At 68.2% G+C, this 23,085-nt stretch carries 19 protein-coding genes and 1 pseudogene; 13 read left to right on the top strand and 7 right to left on the bottom strand.

Going from position 1 to position 23,085, the window contains the following annotated elements; genetic code table 11:
- A partial coding sequence (gene ypfJ / locus ACWPN8_RS31575) for a KPN_02809 family neutral zinc metallopeptidase (RefSeq protein ID WP_492243670.1) occupies positions 1–583 on the top strand: 583 nt, incomplete at its 5' end.
- A 25-nt stretch (positions 584–608) separates the two neighbouring features.
- Here ypfJ and ACWPN8_RS31570 read toward each other — a convergent pair.
- Positions 609–1,430 (bottom strand): hypothetical protein, encoded by an 822-nt coding sequence (locus tag ACWPN8_RS31570; RefSeq protein ID WP_492243669.1) that lies wholly within the window; start codon positions 1,428–1,430, stop codon positions 609–611.
- Between the two features lie 245 nt (positions 1,431–1,675).
- Between ACWPN8_RS31570 and ACWPN8_RS31565 the strand changes: the two are divergent.
- Together ACWPN8_RS31565 and ACWPN8_RS31560 are read left to right on the top strand one after the other, a co-directional pair.
- Positions 1,676–2,521 (top strand): annotated as a pseudogene (locus ACWPN8_RS31565) (nucleotide sugar dehydrogenase); the annotation flags it as partial.
- Between the two features lie 100 nt (positions 2,522–2,621).
- Entirely contained in the window at positions 2,622–3,041 is a 420-nt protein-coding gene (locus ACWPN8_RS31560) for a UDP binding domain-containing protein (RefSeq protein WP_492243668.1), read from the top strand.
- Between the two features lie 366 nt (positions 3,042–3,407).
- On the opposite strand, the gene ACWPN8_RS31555 is transcribed toward ACWPN8_RS31560, so the two are convergent.
- Entirely contained in the window at positions 3,408–4,088 is a 681-nt protein-coding gene (locus tag ACWPN8_RS31555; protein WP_492243667.1) for a DUF2076 domain-containing protein, read from the bottom strand.
- A gap of 442 nt (positions 4,089–4,530) precedes the next feature.
- Here ACWPN8_RS31555 and ACWPN8_RS31550 point away from each other — a divergent pair, with 442 nt between their 5' ends.
- Both ACWPN8_RS31550 and ACWPN8_RS31545 read left to right on the top strand, forming a co-directional pair.
- Complete coding sequence (locus ACWPN8_RS31550) at positions 4,531–5,742, top strand: putative DNA modification/repair radical SAM protein (protein ID WP_376967445.1); 1,212 nt, start codon at positions 4,531–4,533, stop codon at positions 5,740–5,742.
- A gap of 11 nt (positions 5,743–5,753) precedes the next feature.
- Positions 5,754–7,178, top strand: coding sequence for a UdgX family uracil-DNA binding protein (locus ACWPN8_RS31545; protein WP_492243666.1), 1,425 nt, complete (start codon positions 5,754–5,756; stop codon positions 7,176–7,178).
- A 40-nt stretch (positions 7,179–7,218) separates the two neighbouring features.
- Here ACWPN8_RS31545 and ACWPN8_RS31540 read toward each other — a convergent pair whose 3' ends face one another.
- From ACWPN8_RS31540 to ACWPN8_RS31520, 5 genes are all read right to left on the bottom strand, one after another.
- On the bottom strand, positions 7,219–7,737 hold the full coding sequence (locus tag ACWPN8_RS31540; RefSeq protein ID WP_492243665.1) for a DUF2442 domain-containing protein: 519 nt from the start codon (positions 7,735–7,737) through the stop codon (positions 7,219–7,221).
- 12 nt (positions 7,738–7,749) lie between these two features.
- Complete coding sequence (locus ACWPN8_RS31535; protein ID WP_492243664.1) at positions 7,750–7,992, bottom strand: DUF4160 domain-containing protein; 243 nt, start codon at positions 7,990–7,992, stop codon at positions 7,750–7,752.
- A gap of 126 nt (positions 7,993–8,118) precedes the next feature.
- Positions 8,119–10,053 (bottom strand): sulfate adenylyltransferase subunit CysN, encoded by a 1,935-nt coding sequence (gene cysN, locus ACWPN8_RS31530; protein WP_492243663.1) that lies wholly within the window; start codon positions 10,051–10,053, stop codon positions 8,119–8,121.
- Entirely contained in the window at positions 10,053–11,060 is a 1,008-nt protein-coding gene (gene cysD, locus ACWPN8_RS31525; protein WP_282188090.1) for a sulfate adenylyltransferase subunit CysD, read from the bottom strand. Before cysD ends, cysN begins: the two co-directional genes overlap by 1 nt.
- The gene (locus ACWPN8_RS31520; protein ID WP_109095234.1) at positions 11,050–11,880 is read right to left on the bottom strand and encodes a sulfotransferase family protein; all 831 of its coding nucleotides are present in this window, start codon (positions 11,878–11,880) and stop codon (positions 11,050–11,052) included. Before ACWPN8_RS31520 ends, cysD begins: the two co-directional genes overlap by 11 nt.
- Positions 11,881–12,691: 811 nt before the next feature.
- On the opposite strand from ACWPN8_RS31520, the gene ACWPN8_RS31515 reads away from it, so the two are divergent.
- The 8 genes from ACWPN8_RS31515 to ACWPN8_RS31480 all read left to right on the top strand — a co-directional run bounded on the left by ACWPN8_RS31515 (position 12,692) and on the right by ACWPN8_RS31480 (position 23,067).
- Positions 12,692–13,540 carry an ABC transporter permease gene (locus ACWPN8_RS31515; protein WP_199237388.1) on the top strand — a complete coding sequence of 283 codons (849 nt, stop codon included), beginning with the start codon at positions 12,692–12,694 and terminating at the stop codon, positions 13,538–13,540.
- Positions 13,530–14,948: an ABC transporter ATP-binding protein gene (locus tag ACWPN8_RS31510; RefSeq protein WP_109095233.1), complete on the top strand. Its 1,419-nt coding sequence runs from the start codon at positions 13,530–13,532 to the stop codon at positions 14,946–14,948. Before ACWPN8_RS31515 ends, ACWPN8_RS31510 begins: the two co-directional genes overlap by 11 nt.
- Positions 14,949–15,161: 213 nt before the next feature.
- Complete coding sequence (locus tag ACWPN8_RS31505) at positions 15,162–18,596, top strand: glycosyltransferase family 2 protein (RefSeq protein ID WP_492243662.1); 3,435 nt, start codon at positions 15,162–15,164, stop codon at positions 18,594–18,596.
- 3 nt (positions 18,597–18,599) lie between these two features.
- The gene (gene rfbC, locus ACWPN8_RS31500) at positions 18,600–19,151 is read left to right on the top strand and encodes a dTDP-4-dehydrorhamnose 3,5-epimerase (protein ID WP_109095231.1); all 552 of its coding nucleotides are present in this window, start codon (positions 18,600–18,602) and stop codon (positions 19,149–19,151) included.
- Positions 19,152–19,233: 82 nt separating this feature from the next.
- Complete coding sequence (gene rfbB, locus ACWPN8_RS31495; RefSeq protein WP_492243661.1) at positions 19,234–20,301, top strand: dTDP-glucose 4,6-dehydratase; 1,068 nt, start codon at positions 19,234–19,236, stop codon at positions 20,299–20,301.
- Complete coding sequence (rfbD, locus tag ACWPN8_RS31490) at positions 20,298–21,188, top strand: dTDP-4-dehydrorhamnose reductase (protein WP_492243660.1); 891 nt, start codon at positions 20,298–20,300, stop codon at positions 21,186–21,188. Before rfbB ends, rfbD begins: the two co-directional genes overlap by 4 nt.
- Positions 21,189–21,200: 12 nt before the next feature.
- Positions 21,201–22,064 (top strand): glucose-1-phosphate thymidylyltransferase RfbA, encoded by an 864-nt coding sequence (gene rfbA, locus ACWPN8_RS31485; RefSeq protein ID WP_492243659.1) that lies wholly within the window; start codon positions 21,201–21,203, stop codon positions 22,062–22,064.
- Positions 22,065–22,110: 46 nt separating this feature from the next.
- Complete coding sequence (locus tag ACWPN8_RS31480) at positions 22,111–23,067, top strand: UDP-glucuronic acid decarboxylase family protein (RefSeq protein ID WP_492243658.1); 957 nt, start codon at positions 22,111–22,113, stop codon at positions 23,065–23,067.
- The last annotated feature ends 18 nt before the right edge of the window (positions 23,068–23,085 follow it).

Below are 23,085 nucleotides of genomic sequence, written 5' to 3'. Positions count from 1 at the left end.
GTTCCAGCAGATGGGGCGCCAGTACCAGGACCCGACGCTGGTGCTGTTCACCGGCACGGTGGCGTCGGGCTGCGGCCGGGCCCAGGCGGCGATGGGGCCCTTCTACTGCCCGATGGACCGTAAGCTCTACATCGACCTCGGCTTCTACCGCGAGCTGCGCGACCGTTTCCAGGCCCCGGGCGACTTCGCCCAGGCCTACGTCATCGCCCATGAGGTCGGCCACCATGTGCAGAACCTGCTGGGCATTTCCGACAAGGTGCAGGCGGCCCAGCAGCGGGCGGGCGGCCAGGCCGAGGCCAACGCCCTGTCGGTGCGGCTGGAACTGCAGGCCGACTGCTTCGCCGGCATCTGGGGCAACCACGCCAACCGCGACCGCAAGATGCTGGAGCCCGGCGACGTCGAGGAGGCGCTGACCGCCGCCAGTGCCATCGGCGACGACCGCCTGCAACGTCAGGCGCGCGGCACCGTCAGCCCCGACAGCTTCACCCACGGCAGCTCCGCCCAGCGCGTCCGCTGGTTCCGCACCGGCCTGGAAAGCGGCCGCCTGGAAGCCTGCGACACCTTCGGCACGGACCGGCTGTGAGGGGGGTGAAGGGCCGGGAAGAGGCTTAACCTCCCGGCCCGCGCATGAGCCGCAGATAGTCGAGAACGCGGGCGGTGCGCCAGTCGGGGTCGGCCCAGCAGGCGGCTTCCCGGGCGCGGCGGCAGGCGGCGACCGCCTCCAGCCGGGGCTGGCCGGTCAGCGGGCGCAGGTCGGCGGGGATGGCGGCGAGACAGCCGGCGGCAAGGGCGGCGGGCGGGGCGGGGCCGGTCTCCAGCCAGCGTTCGGCCTGCTCGAACCGGTCGCGGCACATCAGCGCGATCATGTAGTCGCAGGCCGATTGCAGGCCGGGCGCCAGCCGGCCGGGACTGACCGACAGCACCGGCAGCAGCGGGGCCAGCGTCGGCGCCAGATGGTTGGCATAGAGCGTCGCCCCCCAGTAGCGCTCCGCCGTCTGCCGGAAATGGTCGAGGTCGCGCACCGGCACCAGGCCGGACTCCGCGACCGGCAGGATCTCCACCTTCGGCTTGGTAACCACCACCGTGTCGTTCGACACGTCGACATAGAGCGCCCCGATCTGGAGCGCGTTCTGGAAATACTGCCCGCGCAGGACTCCCCAGACGCTGTGCAGCACGCCGCCCCCCTCGACGAAGGCGCGCAGCGCGCGCTCCACCGGGCCGGCCGGCTGGGCCAGACGCTGCGACAGGCGGGCGAAGAGGTCGCGGGTGATCTCCTCGCAGCGGCCATAGGGATAGTGCTTGCCGCCGGCCGGTGGCAGGCCGGCGAGCGCCCGGTCGCTCTCCTCGCGCAGCGCCATGAAATAGCCGAAGAGGGCCGCCGGGTCGCCGCCCAGATGGAGGGCGGTCAGCGCCGACTGGCGGTCATCCACCGGGGCGATCTCTTGCGGAAGGAGAGGTGGGTGCCGGGCTGTCATGGCGGGTTGGGTCTGGGCGAGGGAAGTCCAAGGAGTCCGGGGAGGGTGGCACCCTTCACGGTCCCGGCGCCAGAGTTTCCGATCCCCGGCACCAATACGGAGCGGGGGGTTGCGCAAAGCATGCCGCCCGTCACACATTCCGGCGGCCGCAGGCGGGACAGCCGTCCGGGCGGTCCAGTCCTTTCGAACGGAACGGCACGATGAGCACAGCGGACACCCAGCCCGACATGCAGGCACCCGACATCCAGTCGCTGGAAAGCGCCTATCGCGGCCGCAGCGCGCGGGTGGCGGTGGTCGGGCTCGGCTATGTCGGACTGCCGTTGGCCCTGGCGCTGACCGGGGCCGGCTTCACGGTCACCGGCTTCGACATCGACCCGGCCAAGGCGGCGGCGCTGAACGGCGGGCGCTCCTACATCCGACAGATCGCCGACGGCCGTGTCGCCCAGGCGGCGGCGACCGGGCGGTTCCGGGCGACGACCGATGCCGACGCATTCGCCGCCTGCGACGCCGTGATCGTCTGCGTCCCCACCCCGCTGTCGCCCCAGCGCGAGCCGGACCTGAGCTTCGTCGAGGCCTCCACCCGGCTGATCCGCGACCGGCTGCGCCGGGGCCAGCTGGTGGTCCTGGAATCGACCACCTGGCCCGGCACCACCGACGAGGTGATGCGGCCGATCCTGGAGGAGACCGGGCTGGCCAGCGGTCGCGACTTCTTCCTGGCCTATTCGCCCGAGCGCGAGGATCCCGGCAACATCAGCTTCACCACCAGCACCATCCCCAAGGTGGTCGGCGGCGACGACGAGGGCGCGCGCCAGCTGGCGGTGGCGCTCTACGAACAGGTGGTGCCGCAGGTGGTGCCGGTGTCGGGCACGCGGGCGGCGGAGGCGACCAAGCTGACTGAGAACATCTTCCGCTCGGTCAACATCGCCCTGGTGAACGAGCTGAAGATCGTTTTTGAACCGATGGGCATCGACATCTGGGAGGTGATCGAGGCGGCGAAGACCAAGCCCTTCGGCTTCATGCCCTTCTATCCCGGCCCCGGCCTGGGCGGCCACTGCATCCCGATCGACCCCTTCTACCTGACCTGGAAGGCCCGCGAATACCAGAATCTCTACCCGCTTCATCGAGCTGGCGGGAGAGGTCAACACGATGATGCCGCGCCATGTGGTGGACCGGCTGGCCCTGGCGCTCGACCGGCAGGCCGGGATCGGGCTCAGCCGGTCGCGCATCCTGCTGGTCGGCATGGCCTACAAGAAGAACGTCGACGACAGCCGGGAGTCGCCGGGGCTGCGGCTGATGGAGATGCTGCTGGAACGCGGGGCCGCGGTCGACTACCACGACCCCTTCATTCCCGTGCTGCCGGTCACCCGCGAGCATGCCGCCCTCGCCGGCCGCAGGTCCGTGGACTGGACGGCGGAGCGGCTCGCAGGCTTCGACGCGGCGGTGATCGTCACCGACCATGACGGCATCGACTGGCAGAGCCTCGCCGCCCACTGCCCGCTGGTGGTCGACACCCGCAACGCCATGCGGGCGGTCGAGGGCTTCGCCGACCGCATCGTCAAGGCCTGAAGCGCGGGGCGGAACGGCCGGCGGTTGGAACGGCGTGGAACGTGCCGGGCGGCGGCGTTCCATCGGCAGGGCCGACGGGAGAGACCGCTGGAACAGCGTGAAACACGCCAAGCGGCGGCGTTCCATCCGCCGGGTGGGCAAGGGTCCAACGCCGGGGCCGGATGGAACGCTGTGAAACAGGCCGGACGGCAGCGTTCCATCGGTTGGGAAAATCCCCCTCCCATGCCCTGGCGCAGGCGATCCTGAAAAGGGGAGAGGGGAAGGCATGGCGTCGGTTCCGCAACGGTGGGTCCGACGCCATTATATAGGAATTATTTCTCTAATGGCGGCGCTCAGTTCAACGGAGCGCCGCCATCAGGGATGGACTCACATCTCCTCTTCGCCGCCGAAATCGCCCCAGCCGCTGTCCTCGACCGTCTGTTCGACATGGTCGGTGGCGGCGGTGGCCGCATCGGTGGCAGCACCGGCAGCCTCGGCCGCCACCGCCTCGCCGCCAGAGAACATGCTGGAGAGCGCGCTGCCGATCAGCATGCCGCCGGCGACGCCGGCCGCCGTCTGCATGGCGCCGGCCATGAAGCCGCCGCCGGCCCGCGGCTGCTGGGCATAGCCGGCGACGCGCGGGTCGCCATAGGCGGGCGTACCGGCAGCGGCGGGCGGACGGCCCCAGGGCGAGCCGGCCGGCATGGCGGCCGCAGGGGCGGCAGCGGCCGGGGCCGCCGCCGGATATGACGGCTGCGGAGCGGGACGGCTGCTGCCGCCGAACAGGCTGCCGAACAGGCCGCCGCCGGACTGGGCCGGGGCGGCGGGAGCGGCGGCGGGACGCTCGCGCAGCTGGCGCTCCAGCTCCTCGTTGCGGCCCTGCGAGGCGGCGAGCGCCTGCTCCATCATCACGATGGCCTGCGCCATCAGGTAGGGGGCGGCCGGCTGGCGGGCGATCCGCTCGCGGATCAGCGCCTCGGCCTCGGGATCGCGCGGGCCGGATTGCGCCTCGGCCTGATGCAGCTTGGCGAACAGGTCGTCGATGATCTGGCGTTCGGTGTGGTCCATGGCGATGCTCGTCTTCATCAAAAGGGTGGGAATGAGGCGGGGGAAGATTTCAGGGTCTCGGCCCTGGCCCCGGCGCCCCGCAGGCGCACGGAGCCGGCCGCCCAGAGGGCGGCAAAGCCGCCCACCCGGAGCGGTGGCAAAGCCGTGCGGCGCGCCGGAGGGGCGGCGCGCGACGGGGAAGGTCGGGAGCGGGGAATGCCGGAGGCCGGGGGCGTTGTCTCAGGGGCAAGGGCATCAGTCCCTCCAAGTGCGGTCACGCCCGTCGGCGCAAGAGCAGGTGAAGAAATCCGACATCGCGACCACGTCTAAGTCGCCAGAGGGGCCCGGATCCGGTTGTAGAGCACGTGGCCCCGTTCCGGCCCGCTTTCAAGACGCCCCGCTTGCCTTTTCCTTAGATAAGAACATATTGCGAACATCTGGAAGGAAGAGGGAAGCCATCACAGTGGATGACGCGCTGCTCGACAAACTCGAGATCCTGGCGGATGCGGCGAAATACGACGCCTCCTGCGCATCGTCGGGAGCGAAGCGGCGGACGGGCGGGCCGGACGGCATCGGTTCGACCACCGGGGCCGGCATCTGCCACGCCTATACGCCGGACGGGCGCTGCGTCTCGCTGCTCAAGATCCTGCTGACCAACTACTGCCTGTTCGACTGCGCCTACTGCATCAACCGCCGGTCCTCCAACGTGCGGCGCGCGCGGTTCAGCGTCGACGAGGTGGTGCAGCTGACGCTGGGCTTCTACAAGCGCAACTGCATCGAAGGGCTGTTCCTGTCCTCCGGCATCATCCGCTCGCCCGACCACACGATGGAGCAGCTGATGCTGGTGGCGCGCACGCTGCGGCGCGACCATGGCTTCGCCGGCTACATCCATCTGAAGACCATCCCGGAGGCCAGCCCCTGGCTGATCGAGCAGGCCGGGCTGTGGGCCGACCGGCTGTCGATCAACCTCGAACTGGCCTCAGACCGCAGCCTGAAGGAGTTCGCGCCGGAGAAGGACGGCAGCTCGATCAAGGCGGTGATGGGTCAGGTCGGCGAACGCATCCTGGAGGCCAAGGAGGAAAAGCGCCGCTTCTCCCCCGCCGGGCAGAGCACCCAGATGATCGTCGGTGCCGACGCCTCCACCGACCTGTCGGTGCTGGAGACCAGCGACACGCTCTATCGCCGCTACGGGCTGCGCCGGGTCTATTATTCCGCCTTCAGCCCGATCCCGGAGGCGAGTTCCGCCCTGCCGGCCAAGCCGCCGCCGCTCCAGCGCGAGAACCGGCTGTACCAGGCCGACTGGCTGCTGCGCTATTACGGCTTCACCGTGGACGAGATCGCCGCCGGGGGCGAGGGCGGCATGCTGGATCTGGGCATCGACCCCAAGCTGGCCTGGGCCCTGAAGAACCGCGAGCGCTTCCCGGTGGACGTGAACAGCGCCGACCGCGAGATGCTGCTGCGCGTGCCGGGGCTGGGGGCGCGGGCGGTCGACAAGATCGTCGAGGCGCGGCGCCACACCACCCTGCGGCTGGAGGATGTGGCGCGGCTGTCGTCGGGACTGAAGCGGGCGCGCGCCTTCCTGATCGCCGCCGACCACCATCCGGGCGGGCTGACCGACCGCGCCGACCTGCGGCAGCGGCTGGTGGCGCCGCCCAAGCAGCTCAGCCTGTTCTGAGGGGTTGAGCCATGCGGCATGTGGAGTTGAAGGACGGCGCCGATCTGGACGGCTTCCGCCGCGCGCTGCGCGGGCTGGTCGCGCTCGATGTCGAACCGGACGCGGTGGTGTGGAGCGGCGGGGCGGCGCCGTCGCTGTTCGGCGATACGGCTCCGCTGCCGGCGGACGCGCCGCCGGTTCCGCTGCCGCGCCCGGTGGGGGCGCTGATCGAAAGCGTGGTCTGCCACCGCGATCCGGAGCGTTATGCCCTGCTGCACCGGCTGGTCCGGCGGGTGGTGCGGGGGGAGCGCGACATCCTCGACCATCATGCCGACCCGCTGATCCACCGGCTGGCGCTGCTGGACAAGGCGGTGCGGCGCGACCTGCACAAGATGCACGCCTTCCTGCGCTTCCGCGAGGTTCGGGATCCGGACAACTCCGAAGATCGGGGCGGGGAGCGCTACGTCGCGTGGTTCGAGCCCGACCATTTCATCGTCGAGGCGACCGCGCCCTTCTTCGTCGAACGGTTCGAGAGCCTGGTCTGGACGATCCTGACGCCGGTGGGATCTCTGCATTGGGACCGGCGCTCGCTGACGGTCGGGCCGGCGGCTTTGAGGCCGGAGGGGCTCGACCGCGACGACCGCTTCGCCGAAGGCTGGCAGCGCTATTACGAGAGCACCTTCAATCCCGCGCGGGTGAACCCGACGGCGATGCGGGCGGAGATGCCGCGGAAATACTGGGCCAATTTGCCGGAGGCCGCGGCGATCCCGGCGATGATCCGCTCCGCGCCTGCGCGGGTGCAGGCGATGATCGAGGCGGAGGCCGCGGCCCCCCGCCGCCGCAACCCCGACAAGGCCGTCGCCGCCATGGCCCGGCAGGAACCGGCGACGCTGGCCGAGCTGAACCGCATCATCCGGGCGGCGGACCCGCTGGTGCCGGGGGCGACGCAGGCGGTGCTGGGCGAAGGGCCGGAGGGGGCCGCCATCGCCATCGTCGGCGAGCAGCCCGGCGACCAGGAGGATCTGGAAGGCCGCCCCTTCGTCGGCCCGGCCGGCCAGCTGTTGGACCGCGCGCTGGAGGAGGCCGGGATCGAGCGCAGCGCCGCCTACCTGACCAACGCAGTGAAGCATTTCAAGTTCGTCGCCCGCGGCAAGCGCCGCCTGCACCAGTCGCCGACCGCCGGCGAGGTGAAGCATTACCGCTGGTGGCTGATGAAGGAGCTGGCCTTCGTCCGCCCGCGCCTGGTGGTGACGCTGGGCGCCACCGCGGCCCTCGCGCTGAGCGGGCGCAGCGTCTCGGTTCTGCGGGAACGCGGGCCGATGGGGTTCGGCGATTGGGAGGGGTTCGTCACCGTCCACCCGTCCTACCTGCTGCGCCTGCCGGCCGGGGAAGGAGCGGAGCAGGCCTATCGCGACTTCGTCGCCGACCTGCGGCGGGCACGGGAGGGGGTGGGTTGACGGCTTGTATCGATGAGAATTTATCCGGAATGATGGTGCTTCACTCAGCCGCCGCCGGCGGGCGACCGGGGCGGCGGGGACGCAGGAAAGCGGCCAGAGGCAAGGGGTCTCGGTCGATGGCGCGGCAGGCGATCAGCAGCGCCCGCGGGACCGAGCTGACACCGGTGCGATAGTTGATCCAGGTGTTGACATGCAGCGCGAACAGGTCGGCCGCCTCGGTGTTGGACAGACCATGCCGGTCCTGCCACTCCGACAGTTCGGCCGCGCCGAAGACGGCTTGCTGTTCGGCCAGCAACTCCAGGTGCACACTGTCGATCGACAGCTCCTCGTCCCCGGCCCATTGGACGGTGTCGCCGTCATCACCGATCTCGGGCTTGGCGAAGATGGTGGGCACGCGCAGAGCGTCAATTTTGTGCAAGGCGATCCAGCCAGCCAGATCGACGGACACCCCGCCCCCACCGACCCAATCGACAGTCAGGATGGTTCCGGGGCCGGCCTCGACCGCAGCGATCAGCGGGACGGGGCGGGGGTCGGTCCCGATGACGAAGCCTTCTGACATGGAACCTCCCTTTCAGGCGGTGGGGATGTGCGGGTTGAGGGTATTCCAAGCGGCGACCAGTTCGGCACGGTGCATGACGGCCCAGGTCCGGATTTCAGGCCACAGGTCGGACGGCAGCTTGCCGCGGATGACGATGACGGGATCGATACCGACCAGAGCATTGACGTCGGGACCTTTGACGTGGAAGTGGGGCGGATTGTGGTCGCGCCCCAGGACGACCACCCGCAACTTTCCGAAGGTCGTCAGCTTGCCCAAGTTGGCTCCGCCATCGATGGCTCAAGATACCCTATTTTTTGTGTTCTCCCTCATACAATATTTGTGGAGATTTTAGAAAGCAGACTGTCTTGCAGGGCGAGGGGGAGCGAAACTCACCCGTCCCCCTCAGATCACCTCGCGCCGCCGCAGCTCCCCGATCACCTGGGCGACCATCTCGTCGGCGGTCTGTTCGGCGCCCTTCAACGTGATCTCCGGCGCGTCCGGCGGCTCGTAGGCGCTGTCGATGCCGGTGAAGTGGGGGAGCTGGCCGGCTCTCGCCTTCCGGTAGAGCCCCTTGGGGTCGCGGGCCTCGCAGACCTCCAGCGGCGTGTCCATGAAGATCTCCAGGAACTCGCCGTCCTCCACCAGGGAGCGCGCCATCCGGCGCTCCTCGCGGAAGGGGGAGATGAAGCTGACCAGCACGATCAGCCCGGCGTCCACCATCAGCTTCGACACTTCGGCGACGCGGCGGATGTTCTCCACCCGGTCCTCGTCGGTGAAGCCCAGATCCCGGTTCAGCCCGTGGCGGACATTGTCGCCGTCGAGGATCATGGTGCGGCGGCCGAGACGGTGCAGCTCCTGCTCCAGCCGGTCGGCGACGCTGGACTTCCCGGAGCCGGACAGGCCGGTGAACCACAGCACGCAGGGCTTCTGCAGCCCGCCGGCCCGCGCCGCCTTGTCCAGCTTCGAGGCGTGGCGGTGGATATTCGACGCCCGGCGCAAGCCGAAGCGGATCATGCCGCAGCCGGCGGTGGCGTTGGTCAGCCGGTCGATCAGGATGAAGCTGCCGGTCTCGCGGCTGTCGGCATAGGCGTCGAACGGGATCGGCCGGTCGAGCGCCAGATTGCAGAAGCCGACGTCGTTGAGATCCAGATGCTTGGCGGCGGCATGCTCCTGGGTGTTGACGTTGATGGCGTGCTTCAGCTCGGTCACCTGGGCGCCGACCGTCGCCGTGCCGGCGCGCAGCAGGTAGGAGCGGCCGGGCAGCAGCGGCTGCTCGTCCATCCACACCACATGCGCCGCGAACTGGTCGGCCACCTCCGGACGGCCGGTGGCGGCGGCGATCATGTCGCCGCGGCTGGCATCGACCTCGTCGGCCAGCACCAGCGTGACCGCCTGTCCGGGCTGCGCCGTCTCCAGATCGCCGTCCATGGTGACGATCCGGGCCACCCGGCTGGTCCGCCCGCCGGGCAGGATGGCGACCTCGTCGCCGACGCGCAGCGCGCCGCCGGCCACCGTGCCGCAGAAGCCGCGGAAGTCCTGGTTGGGCCGGTTGACCCACTGCACCGCCATGCGGAAGGCGCCGAGCTTTTCCTCCGCCGCGGCGTCGACGCTCTCCAGATGGCCGAGCAGGGTGGGGCCGCCGTACCAGCCCATATGCTCCGACGGGCTGGTGACGTTGTCGCCGGTGAGCGCCGAGACCGGGATGCAGGTGACCTCGTCGATGCCGATGCGCTGGGCGAAGACGCGGTAGTCGGCGGCGATCCGCTCGAAGGTCTCGCGGCTCCAGCCGACCGCGTCCATCTTGTTGACCGCCAGCACGACATGGCGCACGCCCAGGAGCGAGACGATGGTGCTGTGGCGCCGGGTCTGGGTCAGCACGCCCTTGCGCGCATCGACCAGCAGGACCGCGGCGTCGGCGGTGGACGCGCCGGTGACCATGTTGCGGGTGTACTGCTCGTGGCCCGGCGTGTCGGCGACGATGAACTTGCGGCGCTCGGTGGTGAAGAAGCGGTAGGCGACATCGATGGTGATGCCCTGCTCGCGCTCCGCCGCCAGCCCGTCGACCAGCAAAGCGAGGTCGAGCTGGCCGGCACCGGTGGTGCCGAAGCGGCCCGAATCCGCCTCCAGGCTGGCCAGCTGGTCCTCAAAGAGGCATTTGCAGTCGTAGAGCAGCCGGCCGATCAGCGTCGACTTGCCGTCGTCCACCGAGCCGCAGGTGATGAAGCGCAGCAGGTCCTTGCCGTTCTGGCGGGCGAGATACACCTGCACCTCGCTTGCGGCATCGGAGGGGGCGGCATCCGCAGGAGCGGTGGCGATGGGGTCGAGATCCGTCAGCATCAGAAGTAGCCTTCCTGCTTCTTCGCTTCCATCGAGGCGGCGGCGTCCTGGTCGATCACCCGGCCCTGCCGTTCCGAACCGGTGGACAGCAGCATCTCGCGGATGATCTCGGGCAGGGTGGCGGCGGTGCTGCGCACGGCCCCGGTCAGCGGATAGCAGCCGAGCGTGCGGAAACGCACCCAGGCCATCTCCGGCACCTCGCCGGGCTTCAGCGGCAGCCGGTCGTCGTCGACCATGATCAGGGTGCCGTCGCGCTCCACCACCGGGCGCGGCTTGGCGAAATAGAGCGGCACCACCGGGATGGCCTCCTGGTGGATGTATTGCCAGATGTCCAGCTCGGTCCAGTTCGACAGCGGGAAGACGCGGATGCTTTCGCCCTTGTGGATGCGGCCCTGGTAGAGGTTCCACAGCTCCGGCCGCTGGTTCTTCGGCTCCCAGCGGTGGGTGGCCGTGCGGAAGGAGAAGATGCGCTCCTTGGCGCGGCTCTTCTCCTCGTCGCGGCGCGCCCCGCCGAAGGCGGCGTCGAAGCCGTGGGCGTCGAGCGCCTGTTTGAGCGCTTGCGTCTTCATCACGTCGGTGTGGACGGCCGAGCCGTGGCTGACCGGGCCGATGCCCTGCCGCACGCCGTCCCGGTTGATGTGGACCGTCAGGTCCAGCCCGAGATCCTGCGCCATGCGGTCGCGGAACTCGATCATCTCCCGGAATTTCCAGGTCGTGTCGACATGCAGCAGCGGGAAGGGCGGCTTCGACGGATAGAAGGCCTTCATCGCCAGATGCAGCAGGACCGAGCTGTCCTTGCCCACCGAATAGAGCATGACCGGCTTGTGGAACTGGGCCGCCACCTCGCGCATGATGTGGATGCTCTCCGCCTCCAGCCTTTGCAGGTGGGTGAGGCGGGCCGGCGTGGTCAGGATGGCGGGCAGCGCGTCCTCAACACCGGAAGCGGGAGCGGGCTGGGGGAGATCCCTGGCCGCGGGACGGGTGTCGAACAGTGGATCAAGCAGCATAGCCGGCCTTCTTCTGCATGTCTCCGGCCACGGCGTCGAACACGGTCAGACGCTTGCGCGACCATTGGATCGGGCGCTTCGACGGGTCGAAGCCTTCGGGTTTGCTGACGGGGGTCCAGCTGACCTCGCCGTTGCTGCGCGAGGCGCGGGACGATCCCAGGATGGGAAGGTCGCCGATCCGCTCGAACGGATAGCGGCCCTCGTCCAAATCCAGGAAGCGCATGAGGTCGCGGGCCGTGCCGTCGGGAGCGGCCACCGCATCCTCGAAACGGACCAGCCGGCAGGCGTCGGCGCTCATCCGGCTCTGCGCCTCCAGCGCCGCCTCGGTGCCGAAGCTCCATTCCCGGCAGACATCGGCGAAGGTCCGGCCCAGGAAGCGCAGCGGCCAGGTGTCGATGGTGGACTGCACGGCGCGGCGGCCGTCGCGCAGCACGATCAGGCAGCGTTCCGCCGGGAACAGGTAGGGGAAATAGCGCATCATCCGGGTGTGGGGCGACTTGATCACCACCGTCTTGCCGGCCGGGAACTCGGCTTCGATCCGGCGCAGGAAGCCGTTCACCATGTAGCAGAAGGTTTCCAGATCGCTGAACGACTCCCGGTTGCGCCGGTAAAGACGCAGGAAGCGCCCCTCGTAGGTCCGCGCATCCTCCAGCGTGTTCAGGAAGGGAAGCTCGCGGATGCCGTAGGGATTGACCAGCACGTCGGGATGCAGCTCCAGCAGGCTCTGGAGATAGTTGGTGCCGCTGCGCGGCATCACGCCATGCAGGAAGACGATGCGGGGGGCGGACGCCAGGGCCGGGGCCGGCGCATCGGACGTCATCCCGCGGACGGATCGGGCGACCGAGCGCAGATGGCGGGCGTTCTCCTCGGTGAACCAGGGGTCGAAGAAGGCCGATCTTTCTGTGCTTGGAAGTCGAAGAAGCCGTTTCCCGACGAACCCGATCTCTTTTTGAAGACGATGAACCGCACCGTCACCGAAATGATGTCTTAACGATGTGGCATAGTGATCGGCTGCCAGGGTCTTTCCATTCCAAAACACAACAGCCTCCTTTTGCGTCACCCTGTCTCCGGGCGATCCGTTTTTCCCGTGAACCCGGCAATCGGTGCGTCTTTCCTGAAAATCGGCCAAGCACCCTCTCTCCAGGCTAGTTATGGTCCTGCCAGATAAGCTTTTTTAGATCTCATCCGGATCTAACCCCATGGTCTTACAAATATACGGATGCAATCCTCAATGTTTGACCAAAGGCTACGTAGAAACCACATGAGAAGGCATGTCCCTATCTTCACAATAGAGAAGTCACGTTTGATCGGTACTCGTCATTTACTGATACGCATAGGGCGGCATTCTCCTGCTTTATCTGTAGAACTAGCCCGTACAGCACGAATTACTCGAATGTTTATTTTATTGTTTTCCTTCGTGATAACGAAAATTCCTGGACCGCTTCACTACCTCTCCGATCTTTCGGGTAAACGAGGGAAACCAAAGGTCCGTTCCCCCACCCGCTCTTTTTCGGACCGGACCGCCTCTTCCGCGCTCTTCCGCCACCCCTCCGGCCGGGCCGATGCTTTCGCTTGAACGCCGCCGGAGCGGGGGTTATGGTCGGTCGGCCGCAGACGGGGAATACTCTAAATTGTTTAACTCTCAGTCGGGGAACCCTACGGTAGCGGGTTTCGGCGCCGGTCCCTTTGCCCTTTTCCAGACCGCCTGGCATCACAGGTCGCTGATCCTGCGGCTGGCCCGGCGGGAGATCGACGCCCGGTACCGCGGGTCCGTGCTGGGCATCGTCTGGGCGGTGCTGAACCCGATCCTGATGCTGGCGGTCTACACCTTCGTCTTCTCGGTGGTGTTCCAGGCGCGCTGGGGGGCGACGGGGGGCAGCAACACGGAATTCGCCCTGCTGCTGTTCTCCGGCCTGATCCTGTTCAACGTGCTGGGCGAATGCCTGAGCCGGGCGCCCGGCCTCCTGCTGGAGAATGTCAGCTACATCAAGAAGGTGGTCTTCCCGCTGGAGATCCTGCCGCTGGTGTCGCTGGCGGTGGCATTGTTCAATGCCGGCATCGGCTTCGTCATCCTGGTGGTCTTCCATCTGATGGTGGCCGGGCTGCCGCCGCCGACGGCGCTGCTGCTGCCGCTGATCCTGGTGCCCTTGTGCCTGACCACGCTGGGGCTCAGCTGGTTCTTCGCCGCCGCCGGCGTGTTCCTGCGCGACCTGCGGCAGGTGGTGGGGGTGGCCGTCACCGTGCTGATGTTCCTCAGCCCGATCTTCTATCCGATGACCGCGATCCCCGAGCGCTTCCGCGCCATCCTGCACCTCAATCCGATGACCGCGATCCTGGAGCAGTCGAAGGACCTGCTGTTCTGGGGCCGCATCCCGTCGCCGCTCGAGTGGGGTCTGGCGACGCTGGGCGCCTGGGTGGTGGCGTGGCTCGGCTATCTCTGGTTCATGAAGACCCGCCGGGGGTTCGCCGATGTCGTCTGAGACTCCCGCCGCCGACACCCCTATCGTCATCCGCGCCGAGGGGCTGGGCAAGGCCTACGCCATCTTCAAGCGCCCGCAGGACCGGCTGAAGCAGATGCTGGTGCGCGGCAGGCGCAAATATTACGACGAGTACTGGGCGCTGCGCGGCGTCGACCTGGAGGTCCGCCGCGGCGAGACCGTCGGGCTGATCGGCCGCAACGGCTCGGGCAAGTCGACCTTCCTCCAGCTGCTCTGCGGCACGCTGACGCCGACCTCCGGCCGCATCGCGGTGGACGGGCGCATCGCGGCGCTGCTGGAGCTGGGCGCCGGCTTCAACCCCGAATTCACCGGGCGCGAGAACGTCTATCTCGCCGCCTCGGTGCTGGGCCTGTCGAACGAACAGATCGCCCAGCGCTACGAGTCCATCGCCGAGTTCGCGGGCATCGGCGACTTCATCGAACAGCCGGTGAAGCTCTATTCCAGCGGCATGTACGCCCGCCTCGCCTTCGCGGTGGCGGCGCATGTCGACGCCGACATCATGATCGTCGACGAAATCCTGGCGGTCGGCGACGCGTCCTTCACCCAGAAATGCATGCGCTTCATCCACCGCTTCAAGGAGCGCGGCACCCTGTTCTTCGTGTCGCACGACACCGGACAGGTGGTGAACCTCTGCGACCGGGTGGTCTGGCTGGACAACGGGTCGGTGCGGGCCATCGGCCCGGCACGGGAAGTCTGCCACGATTATCTGGCGGCGCTCTACAGCGACCAGGACACCTCGCGCGGCTTCCGCATCGGCGGGGCGCGCCAGGCGCTGCCCCAGGCCAAGCGCGAGGAGCCGGTGGAGGACGCCCGCGCCGAGCTGCTGAAGGGCTCGCAGCTCCGCAACGCCATCGAGCTGTTCGACTTCAACGACAGCGGCCCCTGGTTCGGCAACCGCGGCGCCACCATCGCCAACGTCTCGATCCTGGACGCCGAGGAACAGCCGCTCAGCGTGCTGGAGGGCGGCGAGGTCATCGTGCTGAAGGTGGACTGCCGGGCCGAGCAGCAGGTCTACCGCCCCATCGTCGGCTTCTACGTGAAGGACAAGCTGGGCCAGAACCTGTTCGGCGACAACACCTTCCTCAGCTACCAGCTCGACCCCGTCACCATCCCGGCCGGACAGGACTTCGCCGCCCGCTTCCGCTTCCAGATGCCCTACCTGCCCAGCGGCGACTTCTCCATCACCGTGGCGCTCGCCGAGGGCACGCAGGAGGACCACGTCCAGCATCATTGGGTCGAGGACGCGCTGTTCTTCAAGGTCCATGCCAGCCACGTCGTGCGCGGGCTGGTCGGGATGCCGATGCTGGCGATCACGCTGGAGGCGGAGGGGGCCTCATCCCCTCAGGCGGCACCCCGGGCAACCTCCCAAACGGCACCCGCGACAAAATAGCGACAGGGCGCGGATCCCCCCGGACTGAGGCAGGAAAACCGCAGTTCCAGGCATTGTTTGACGCCGCAAAGCGGGCTCCGGACAGCGGCTTGCATTCCGGCTTGGTGTCAGCGTATGTGTGTCGGCGGCTGTGACGGGACTGTCCGCCGGGCCTGAAACAATGTCCCGATGGACCGCACCCCGCCGCGAAGCCAGGCAGAAGAAGAGGCACAGGTGGATTCGTTTTTGAAGGACCAGGGATCGGACGCTCTCCGTCGCATCTGCCGGCCGATCACGCTCCTGACCCCGGATCTCGTCACGGCGCCGGCCTCCTGGCTCGGCCATGTCCCCTTCGCCTTCTGGATCGTCGAGGCGCTCCGCCCGGACAGCCTGGTGGAGCTGGGAACGCACACCGGCAACTCCTATGCCGCCTTCTGCCAGGCGGTCCGCCATGTCGGGCTGCCGACCTCCTGCTACGCCGTCGACACCTGGGCCGGCGACCCGCAGGCCGGCTTCTACGGCGACGACATCTACAACACGCTCGCCGCCTATCATGACCCGCGCTATGCCGGCTTCTCGCGCCTGCTGCGGATGACCTTCGACGACGCGCTGCTCCATTTCGCCGACGGCAGCGTCGACCTGCTGCACATCGACGGGCTGCACACCTACGAGGCGGTGCGCCACGATTTCGAGACGTGGCTGCCGAAGATGAGCCGCCGCGGCGTGGTGCTGTTCCACGACATCAACGTGCGCAAGGACGATTTTGGCGTCTGGCGCCTGTGGGACGAGATCACCCGCGACCGCCCGTCCTTCAGCTTCCTGCATTCCAACGGCCTCGGCGTGCTGGGCGTCGGCGAGGATCTGCCGGACGCGGTGCGCGAGCTGTTCGCCGTGCAGAAGGCCGGCGGCGAGGGGCTGCGGGCCGTCCGCAGCTGGTTCGACCGGCTGGGCGACGCCGCCATCGAGACCGAGACCATCCAGCGCCTGGAAGAGCAGGAGAAACACCTGCGCACCGAGGTGGCGATGGTCCGCAAGGTGCTGGACGACCAGATCGCCCACAGCGAAGATCTGAAGGGCATGATCGCGACGCGCGACCGCGACATCGGCGTCATCCAGGGCTGGCTCGGCGACCATCAGGCCGAAATCCGCCGCCAGGGCGATGCGCTCGCCGGAATGGCGCAGGAGCTGGCCGAGCGCGAGCACGAGCTGGCCGACCGCGAGCGCAACCTCGCCGCCCATGCCCGCGAACTGGTCGCCCGCGAACAGGCCATCGCCCATCTGCACGGCGTGGTGGCCAGCCGCGACCAGCACATCCACAGCCTGGTCAACTCGACCTCCTGGAAGCTGTCGGCGCCGGTGCGCAAGCTGGGCCGCCTGACCCAGAAGGCCGGGCGCTTCTACCGCCGCCGCCTGCACAGCATCACGCTGGAGCCGCTGCACGACGTGGTGCCGAGCCCGCAGGGCGGCTACGAGGCGACCGGCAGCGACCCCGCCTTCCTGCTGCGGTCCGACCGCGGCCGGCTGCCCGGCCACTGGTGCGTGATCTCCTACCGGGTGGTCCGCGCCTCGGCCCCGCTGGTGCCGGTGATCTATGTCGACGACGGCAACGGCTTCGACGAGCGGACGATGATCCGCCTGCCGGTCGACACGGTGGGCGAGTTCCGCCAGCTGGCCCTGCTGCCGCAGACGGTCAAGGCGCTGCGCTTCGACCCGGCCACCCGGCCGGTGTCCTTCGAGATCGCCGACTTCACCATCCGCGAGATCGGCAAGACCAACATCCTGGTCGACTATGTCCGGCAGAACCAGCCGGGGCGCGTGCTGGACTACCTGCGCCGCCACGGCTGGCAGGCGACCAAGCAGCGCGTCCTGCAGGAGCTGCAGCCGAACCGCTGGTCGGCCGACTACAAGTCGTGGGTGCGGATGTACGACACCCTGACGCCGGAGGACGCGGCGGCGATCAAGGCCGACATCGCCCGCCTGCCGGCGCGCCCGCGCTTCTCCGTCGTCATGCCGGTCTACAACACGCCGGAGCCCTACCTGCGCGAGGCGCTGGACTCCGTGCTGGCCCAGTTCTACCCGGACTGGGAGCTGTGCATCGCCGACGACGCCTCCACCGCCCCCCACGTGAGCAAGGTGCTGGCCGAGTACAAGGCGCGCGACAACCGGATCAAGATCGTCCGGCGCGAGACCAACGGCCACATCTCCGCCGCCAGCAACAGCGCGCTGGATCTGGCGACCGGCGATTTCGTGGCCTTGATGGACCATGACGACCGGCTGCCGCCGCACGCGCTCTACACCGTCGCCGCCGAGCTGGCGCAGCATCCCGACACCGACATCCTCTATTCCGACGAGGACAAGATCGATGCGGACGGCGAGCGCTACGACCCGCATTTCAAGTCTGGCTTCAACCTGGACCTGCTGCACGGCCAGAACATGGTCAACCACCTGGGCGTCTTCCGCCGCTCGCTGATCGAGCGGGCCGGGCGCTTCCGCCTGGGATTCGAGGGCAGCCAGGATTACGACCTGACCCTGCGCGCGGTCGAGGCGACGGAACCGGCGCGCATCCGCCACATCCCGGCGATCCTCTACCACTGGCGCGTCTTCCCGGAATCCGCGGCCTTCTCCACCGTCGATCTGCCGCGCGCCACCGCCGCCGCCCACAAGGCGCTGACCGAGCATTTCCAGCGCCGCGGAATCGACGCCACGGTCGAGACCTCGCCGTCGACCGCCCGCTTCACCCGCATCCGCTACGCCCTGCCGGCCAAGCTGCCGCGGGTGTCGCTGATCGTGCCGACGCGCGACAAGGCCGATCTGCTGAAGGGCTGCGTCGACGGGCTGCTGCACCGCACCGACTATCCGGACCTTGAGATCCTGATCGTCGACAACAACAGCGAGGAAGCGGCGACCTTCGCCTATTTCGACACGCTGAAGGACGAGCCGCGGGTACGGGTGCTGACCTACAAGGCGCCCTTCAACTACTCCTCGATCAACAACTTCGCCGCCGCCGAGGCGACCGGCACGGTGCTGGGCCTGATCAACAACGACATCGAGGTGATGGAGCCGGGCTGGCTGGCCGAGATGGTCTCCCACGCCCTGCGGCCGGAGGTCGGCGCCGTCGGCGCCAAGCTCTATTACGCCGACGGCACCATCCAGCATGCCGGCGTCGTCACCGGCATCTGCGGCGTGGCCGGCCATGTCCACAAGGGCCTGACCCGCGACGCCTACGGCTATTTCAGCCGGGCCCAGCTGACCCAGGACCTGTCCTGCGTCACCGCCGCCTGCCTGATCCTGCGCAAGGAGATCTTCGACGAGGTCGGCGGGCTGAATTCCGAGAAGCTGGCCGTCGCCTTCAACGACGTCGATTTCTGCCTGCGCATCCGCGAGGCGGGCCATCTGGTCGTCTGGACGCCGTTCGCCGAGCTGTACCATCTGGAATCGGCCTCGCGCGGGCCGGACACCGCCCCCGACAAGGTCAAGCGCTTCATGGGCGAGGTGGCCTACATGCAGGAGCGCTGGGGCGACAGCCTGCTGGAAGATCCCTATTACAACCCGAACCTGACGCTGGACGCCGAGAATTTCGGGCTGGCCTTCCCGCCGCGCACGGTCAAGCCCTGGCTGCGCAAGTCCTGCCCCGAGCTGCGCAAAGAGCGCCTGAAGGAAAGCATCTGAGCCATGGACGTCGTCTCCCTCGACATTCCCGACGTTAAGATCATCCGCCCGAAGAAGTTCGGCGACCATCGCGGCTTCTTCTCGGAGACCTACACCAAGAAGACCTTCGAGGCGGCCGGGCTGCATTACGACTTCGTCCAGGACAACCAGTCGCTGTCGGCCGAGGTCGGCACCATCCGCGGCCTGCATTTCCAGCTGCCGCCCTTTGCCCAGGACAAGCTGGTGCGGGTGGTGCGCGGCGCCATCCTGGACGTGGCGGTCGACATCCGGAAGGGCTCCCCCACCTTCGGCCGGCATGTCAGCGCGGTGATCAGTGCGGCGGAGTGGAACCAGATCCTGGTGCCGGTCGGCTTCGCCCACGGCTTCTGCACGCTGGAGCCGGACACCGAGGTCATCTACAAGGTGACCAACTATTATTCGCCCGAGCATGACCGCGGCCTGCTGTGGAACGACCCTGCGCTCGGCATCGACTGGCCGGTGTCGGCGGACAAGGCCCGGCTGTCGGACAAGGACCACAAGCATCCGACCCTGGCGCAGCTGACCGACCTGTTCTGACGGCGGTTCCGGGCCTCAAGACGACATTCTTCGCACAACGGGGGCCGCGGGCGGCCCCGCTTTTCGGCGGTAAGGTGGTTTGATGACGCGCATTCTCGTCACCGGCGGCGCCGGTTTCATCGGCTCGGCGGTGGTCCGCCAGCTTCTCGCCGAAACCGACGCCTTCGTCGTCAATGTCGACAAGCTGACCTACGCGGCCAACCTGTCCTCGCTGCCGGGGGCCGAGGGCAATCCGCGCTACGCCTTCGAGAAGGTCGACATCTGCGACGCCGCCGAGCTGCGGCGGGTGTTCGACACCCACCAGCCCGACGCGGTGATGCATCTGGCCGCCGAATCCCATGTCGACCGTTCCATCGACGGGCCGGGCGAGTTCATCCAGACCAACGTGGTCGGCACCTTCCGCCTCTTGGAAGCGGCGCGCGGCTACTGGTCGGCCCTGCCGGCGGAGCGCAAGGAGCGCTTCCGCTTCCACCACATCTCGACCGACGAGGTGTTCGGCACGCTGGGCGACGACGGCTTCTTCACCGAGACCACCGCCTACAGTCCCAACTCGCCCTATTCGGCCAGCAAGGCGTCGAGCGACCATCTGGTCCGCGCCTGGCACGAGACCTACGGGCTGCCGGTGGTGCTGACCAACTGCTCCAACAACTACGGCCCCTACCATTTTCCGGAGAAGCTGATCCCGCTGATGATCCTGAAGGGTCTGGCGGGCGAGAAGCTGCCGGTCTACGGCAAGGGCGACAACATCCGCGACTGGCTCTATGTCGAGGACCATGCCCGCGCGCTGCGGCTGGTCCTGGAGAAGGGCAAGGTCGGCGAGAGCTACAACATCGGCGGCCACAACGAGCGCACCAACCTGGAGGTCGTCCGCGCCATCTGCGCGCATCTGGACGAGATGGACCCGGCCGGCGCCCCGCACGACCGCCTGATCAGCTTCGTCACCGACCGCCCCGGCCATGACAAGCGCTATGCCATCGACGCCGGCAAGATCGAGCGCGAGCTGGGCTGGACCCCGCAGGAGACCTTCGAGAGCGGGCTGCGCAAGACGGTCGCCTGGTATCTGGAGAACCGCGACTGGTGGCAGGCCATCCTCAACGGCTCCTACCAGGGCGAGCGGCTCGGCCTGAAGGAAGAGGGGGCCGCGCAATGAAGGTTCTCGTCCTGGGCAGCAACGGCCAGCTCGGCTTCGAGCTGATGCGCGCCCAATGGGCACCGGGCACCGATGTGGTCGGCCTGCCCTATCCCGAGTTCGACGTGACCCGGCCGGGCGACGTGGAGAAGGCGGTCGCCGCCCACGCGCCGGACCTGCTGGTCAACGCCACCGCCCACACCGCCGTCGACAAGGCCGAGAGCGAGGTCGACCTGTCCTTCGCGATCAACCGCGACGGGCCGGGCGCCATGGCGGCGGCCTGCGCCGCGCGCGGCATCCCCTTCATCCATGTGTCGACCGACTATGTGTTCGACGGGACGAAGGACGGGATTTACACCGAGGACGACCCGATCAACCCGCTGGGCGTCTATGGCGCCAGCAAGGCGGCGGGCGAGGAGGCGGTGCGCGCGGCGACGCCGCAGCACGTCATCCTGCGCACCTCCTGGGTCTACAGCGCCTACGGCAACAACTTCATCAAGACGATGCTGCGCTTCGGCAAGGAGCGCGAGGAGATGCGGGTGGTCGCCGACCAGCACGGCTCGCCCACCGCCGCCGCCGACCTCGCCGCCGCCATCGTGCAGATCGCCGGAACCATCGAGAAGACCGGCAGCGCCGCCTGGGGCACCTACCACCTGACCGGCAGCGGCTACACCACCTGGCACGAGTTCGCCGAGCACATCTTCCAACGGCTGGAGGAGCGCACCGGCAAGCGGCCGCGCCTGACCGCCATCGGCACGGCCGACTACCCGACCCCGGCGCGCCGCCCGGCCAATTCGCGGCTGGACTGTGGGCGCGCCAGGGAGCGTCTCGGCGTGTCCTGCCCGCCGTGGCAGGAGAGCGTCGACCGCGTGATCGACGAGCTGTTCACCAACCCGCCGCAGGCGTGAGGGCGTAAGACCATGAAGGGCATCATCCTGGCCGGCGGGTCCGGCACCCGCCTCTACCCGGTGACGCGGGCGATCAGCAAGCAGCTGCTGCCGATCTACGACAAGCCGATGATCTATTTCCCGCTCAGCACCCTGATGCTGGCGGGCATCCGCGACATCCTGGTCATCACCACCCCGCACGACCAGCCGCTGTTCCAGACGGTGCTGGGCGACGGGTCGCAGTGGGGCCTGAACCTGACCTATGCCATCCAGCCCTCGCCCGACGGGCTGGCCCAGGCCTTCATCATCGGCCGCGAGTTCGTCGGCAACGACAGCTGCGCGCTGGTCCTCGGCGACAACATCTTCTACGGCCACGGCCTGACCAACATCCTGCGCGCCGCCGGCGAGAAGACCGAGGGCGCCAGCGTCTTCGCCTATGCCGTGCGCGATCCCGAGCGCTACGGCGTGGTGGAGTTCGACGCGCAAGGCCGGGCGCTGAGCATCGAGGAGAAGCCGGTCGCCCCGCGCTCCAAATGGGCGGTGACCGGGCTTTACTTCTACGACAACGACGTGCTGGACATCGCCGCGGCGGTGAAGCCGTCGGCCAGAGGCGAGCTGGAGATCACCTCGGTCAACGCCGCCTATCTGGAGCTGGGCCGGCTGTCGGTCGAGCAGATGGGCCGCGGTTACGGCTGGTTCGACACCGGCACCCACGACAGCCTGCTGGAGGCGGCGGAGTTCGTCCGCACCATCCAGCACCGCCAGGGCCTGCAGATCGCCTGCCCGGAGGAGATCGCCTACACCTCCGGCTGGATCGACGCCGAGCAGGTCCGCCGTCTGGCGGAACCGCTGAAGAAGAACGACTACGGGCGCTATCTGCTCGGGCTGCTGGGCTGATGCCGTTCCAGCCGGACAAACTGGCCGACCGGACAGGATGGACGCCATGCAGGCCCTGACGAACCGCAAGCGTGTCCTCGTCACCGGCGGCGCCGGCTTCCTGGGCTCGCACCTGTGCGAGCGGCTGCTGGCGGCCGGCAACGACGTGCTGTGCGTCGACAACTTCTTCACCGGCAGCCGCGACAACGTCCTGCACCTGCTGGACAACCCGCATTTCGAGCTGATGCGCCACGACGTGACGTTTCCGCTCTATGTCGAGGTCGACGAGATCTACAACCTCGCCTGCCCGGCCTCGCCGATCCATTACCAGCACGACCCCGTCCAGACGACCAAGACCTCGGTCATCGGCGCCATCAACATGCTGGGGCTGGCCAAGCGGGTGCACGCGCGGATCATGCAGGCCTCGACCTCCGAGGTCTATGGCGACCCGGCGGTGCATCCGCAGCCCGAGGAATATTGGGGCAACGTGAACACCATCGGCCCGCGCGCCTGCTATGACGAGGGCAAGCGCTGCGCTGAGACGCTGTTCTTCGACTATCACCGCCAGCACAGGCTGGACATCAAGGTGATCCGCATCTTCAACACCTACGGCCCGCGCATGCACCCCAGCGACGGGCGCGTGGTGTCGAACTTCATCATCCAGGCGCTGAAGGGCGAGCCGATCACCATCTACGGCGACGGCCAGCAGACGCGGTCCTTCTGCTACGTCGACGACCTGATCGAAGGCTTCCTGCGCTTCATGGACACGCCGGCCGGCGCCACCGGCCCGATCAACCTGGGCAACCCCGGCGAGTTCACCATGCTGGAGCTGGCGGAGAAGGTGATCCGCCTGACCGGCTCGGCCTCGACGATCGAGCACATGCCGCTGCCGCAGGACGACCCCAAGCAGCGCCGCCCCGACATCGCCAAGGCCCGCGCCATGATGCAGTGGGAACCGGCCGTGCCGCTGGACGAGGGGCTGGACCGCACCATCGCCTATTTCCGCGGGCGCTTCTTCGCCTGAAGGAAAAACCTGCTCTCC

Source organism: Azospirillum sp. UENF 112521 (genome assembly GCF_058780665.1).
The sequence above is the reverse complement of the archived record's forward strand: the minus strand, read 5'-3'. Positions and strand labels throughout refer to the sequence as shown.

Bases quoted from the DNA above. Each gene is read 5' to 3' on its own strand.
- ACWPN8_RS31555 (WP_492243667.1), bottom strand. From the start codon at position 4,088: ATGGACCACACCGAACGCCAGATCATCGACGACCTGTTCGCCAAGCTG.
- ACWPN8_RS31545 (WP_492243666.1), top strand. From the start codon at position 5,754: ATGCGGCATGTGGAGTTGAAGGACGGCGCCGATCTGGACGGCTTCCGC.
- ACWPN8_RS31510 (WP_109095233.1), top strand. From the start codon at position 13,530: ATGTCGTCTGAGACTCCCGCCGCCGACACCCCTATCGTCATCCGCGCC.
- ACWPN8_RS31560 (WP_492243668.1), top strand. From the start codon at position 2,622: ATGATGCCGCGCCATGTGGTGGACCGGCTGGCCCTGGCGCTCGACCGG.
- rfbA (WP_492243659.1), top strand. From the start codon at position 21,201: ATGAAGGGCATCATCCTGGCCGGCGGGTCCGGCACCCGCCTCTACCCG.
- ACWPN8_RS31540 (WP_492243665.1), bottom strand. From the start codon at position 7,737: ATGTCAGAAGGCTTCGTCATCGGGACCGACCCCCGCCCCGTCCCGCTG.
- cysD (WP_282188090.1), bottom strand. From the start codon at position 11,060: ATGCTGCTTGATCCACTGTTCGACACCCGTCCCGCGGCCAGGGATCTC.
- rfbB (WP_492243661.1), top strand. From the start codon at position 19,234: ATGACGCGCATTCTCGTCACCGGCGGCGCCGGTTTCATCGGCTCGGCG.
- ACWPN8_RS31520 (WP_109095234.1), bottom strand. From the start codon at position 11,880: ATGACGTCCGATGCGCCGGCCCCGGCCCTGGCGTCCGCCCCCCGCATC.
- cysN (WP_492243663.1), bottom strand. From the start codon at position 10,053: ATGCTGACGGATCTCGACCCCATCGCCACCGCTCCTGCGGATGCCGCC.
- ACWPN8_RS31480 (WP_492243658.1), top strand. From the start codon at position 22,111: ATGCAGGCCCTGACGAACCGCAAGCGTGTCCTCGTCACCGGCGGCGCC.
- rfbD (WP_492243660.1), top strand. From the start codon at position 20,298: ATGAAGGTTCTCGTCCTGGGCAGCAACGGCCAGCTCGGCTTCGAGCTG.
- rfbC (WP_109095231.1), top strand. From the start codon at position 18,600: ATGGACGTCGTCTCCCTCGACATTCCCGACGTTAAGATCATCCGCCCG.